The following is a 2,556-nucleotide window of genomic DNA, read 5'->3' as shown; positions in this document are numbered from 1 at the left end:
CGGCGAATTGACCGCCGTATGGGTGCCAGATAGCGCCCACGAGGCGATGCGTGATTTGATCCGGTCGCGCGCCACGGCGGTGCGAGTGCTCGCCAAGGCGCGTCAGCATCTGCAAGGCTTCCCGGAGCGAAGATCGGCGGTCGTCGAACGGCGAGGCTTCCGGCGCGCTGACGCAGCCTCGGCAGGGCGCGCCGCGGCGCGCGCCGGCGCTGCCGCCGCTGGCCAATTCCGCGCTGACCGCCGAACAATCCTTACGGCTGCGCGATCGCCTCATCGCCGAAATCGACCGCCTCGAATCCGGCGACGAGGCGGCCCGCCTGGGCTCGCGACAACTTGTCGGCGAAGGGCGCGTTGACGAAGGCGGACGACGCGGTGGTCGGCCCCGACCTTCTCGCCCAGTTTGGCGGCATTATTTTCATTCGGATCATGTTTCCCTTGCGCATAGTGTCCATTTTGGATAAAATGAATAAATTGGAGATTATGCCATGGAACTAACAAAAGTCACGGCGAGCGAATTTCAGCAAGCCTTCGGGATGCTGAGCGACAAGGCCAGGCATGAGCCGGTCGTCATTACCAAACACGGACGCGACTCCCTCGTGGTCATGGCCGCCGAGGAATGGGCGCGTCTCAAACGGCGCGACCGGCGGGTAGGCCTTGCGGCCGAACTGCCTGAGGAATGGGTCGAGGCTGTCCGCAGCGCCAAGGTGCCGGACGAATTCGCCCGTCTCGACACCGATCTCAAGTGATCGGCCGTGGCGCTTCCCGAACCCGTTCCTGGTCTCATTATCCGCTATAGCTACCTCTGGTATCGCGAGTACCTGGAAGGACGCGACGAAGGCCAAAAAGATCGTCCCTGCGCCATTGTCGCCGCGCTCCGATCAGACGAAAACGGCGACACCCGCGCGCTGGTCCTGCCCATAACCCACAGTCCACCCGACGACCCTACCCTGGCGCTCGAAATTCCGGCCAAGACCAAGGAGCGGCTCCAGCTTGACGATTCGCGCTCCTGGATCGTCCTCTCGGAGTGGAACGAGTTCATATGGCCCGGCCCCGATCTCCGCCGGCTGCCGGGCGCAACAGACGCTTCGGTCGTCTACGGCGTGATCCCGCCGGGATTATTCGTGACAGTTCGCGACCGATTCCTCGCCCTGGTCGGTTCACGAAGCGCCCGTCAGGTCCCCCGCACATAGCGCCGGCGCCCAGCTAATTGAGCCTTCTGCTCAGCCGGGGCGCGCGTCCGCCGGGCTCGTCCTATCGCGCAGACGATGACATTAGACGAATGTCTTCAGTATTTTTTGGTAGGGACGCACGGGTTTATCGATCCGGATCAGGCCCGCGGGAGCGATCGAGCCGACCGTTCGGGTCGGTCTCGTGAAGCCAAAAATTTGATGACGGCGATGGCGTCTCGACAGGGCGCATCGCGTCTTGGCTGTGCGGCTCTGCGCGAACCAACGTCGAGGCGCCGAGCCCATGCCTGGACAGCCCGCGCGCAAGGGACTGCCGGGAAGCGTCACCTTCCCCATCGAAACGATCTTCGGCGCCGGTCCGTCGCGTGGGAGTAGAAACGTGCGATTGCGAAGCTGCGGTGCCGCCGTCGTTCCGATCAGAAAGCTCCAAGAGCCAAAGCGGGCGAATATTTGCATGTTGAGGGTTATATAGAGTATCAATTTGCGAATAAAAGGCATGTCCATCGGCGATTGACGCAATAACCTATTGTATTTATGTCCGCATCAGTTATAGTATTACTACGTTACATATTTTGTATTCGCGTGCACTGTGGATGAACCGAAGATACGTCTAGATACGTGTCTATGGCGCGTTACTTAACCGTTGCGCGGCTCTTGACCGACCCCCTCTTCTCGATCGGAGGACCGATGAACTCGCACCCATCCTCAAACTCACCGGAAAATCGTCGCCAATTCATCGGTGGATCCGACTCGCGGATCATCATGGGTTCGGACGAGGCCGCCCTGCTGCGCCTGTGGCGGGAAAAACGCGGCGAAGTCGAGCCGGCGGATTTCTCCGGCAACCTCGTCGTTCAACTCGGCGTGGCGACCGAGGCGCTCAATCGCAACTGGTACGAGCGCAACACCGGCCGGGTCGTCAAAGACGTGCAACGTCGCGTCCGCCATCCGGTGAACCGGTGGATGGCCGCGACCCTGGACGGCATGGTTGAGGGCCTCGACGCGGTGTTCGAAGCCAAGTTCATGTTGCCGTGGTCGTTTTCCGAAGAGACGGCGGCCGATAAGCACATGGCCCAGCTGCAGCACAATATGTGGGTGACCAACGCCAGGTCGGCGGCGCTGTCGATCGTCACCGGCGGCGGCAAATGGGTCGAGATGACCATCGCCGCCGATTCGCTCTATCAGCACTTGCTGATAACCGCCGAGCGGCGGTTCTGGCGGTGCGTCGAAACGGGCGAGCGCCCCTTTCTCTTCGGCGTCGATCCGACGCGCGCCGCGATCGAAGCCGTGCGCATCGTCGATATGAGCCAATCCAATTCCTGGGCGCAGATGGCGGGCCTGTTCCGCTCGACCCAGCCGGCGTTCATCGAGC

4 protein-coding genes are annotated in these 2,556 nt (G+C 61.9%); 3 read left to right on the top strand and 1 reads right to left on the bottom strand.

Annotation, left to right across the window (positions count from 1 at the left end):
• Positions 1-251 precede the first annotated feature (251 nt).
• Entirely contained in the window at positions 252-419 is a 168-nt protein-coding gene (locus ABSF49_RS21655) for a hypothetical protein (RefSeq protein ID WP_424114700.1), read from the bottom strand.
• Between the two features lie 66 nt (positions 420-485).
• Here ABSF49_RS21655 and ABSF49_RS21650 point away from each other — a divergent pair, with 66 nt between their 5' ends.
• The 3 genes from ABSF49_RS21650 to ABSF49_RS21640 all read left to right on the top strand — a co-directional run.
• Positions 486-746, top strand: a complete 261-nt coding sequence (locus ABSF49_RS21650) for a type II toxin-antitoxin system prevent-host-death family antitoxin (RefSeq protein ID WP_424114699.1) — start codon at positions 486-488, stop codon at positions 744-746.
• 6 nt (positions 747-752) lie between these two features.
• Positions 753-1,190 carry a hypothetical protein gene (locus ABSF49_RS21645; RefSeq protein ID WP_424114698.1) on the top strand — a complete coding sequence of 146 codons (438 nt, stop codon included), beginning with the start codon at positions 753-755 and terminating at the stop codon, positions 1,188-1,190.
• Positions 1,191-1,949: 759 nt separating this feature from the next.
• A partial coding sequence (locus tag ABSF49_RS21640; RefSeq protein ID WP_424114697.1) for a YqaJ viral recombinase family protein occupies positions 1,950-2,556 on the top strand: 607 nt, incomplete at its 3' end.

It is taken from the genome of Roseiarcus sp. (assembly GCF_049514155.1).
In the GTDB taxonomy this organism is placed as follows: domain Bacteria; phylum Pseudomonadota; class Alphaproteobacteria; order Rhizobiales; family Beijerinckiaceae; genus Roseiarcus.
The sequence above is the reverse complement of the archived record's forward strand: the minus strand, read 5'-3'. Positions and strand labels throughout refer to the sequence as shown.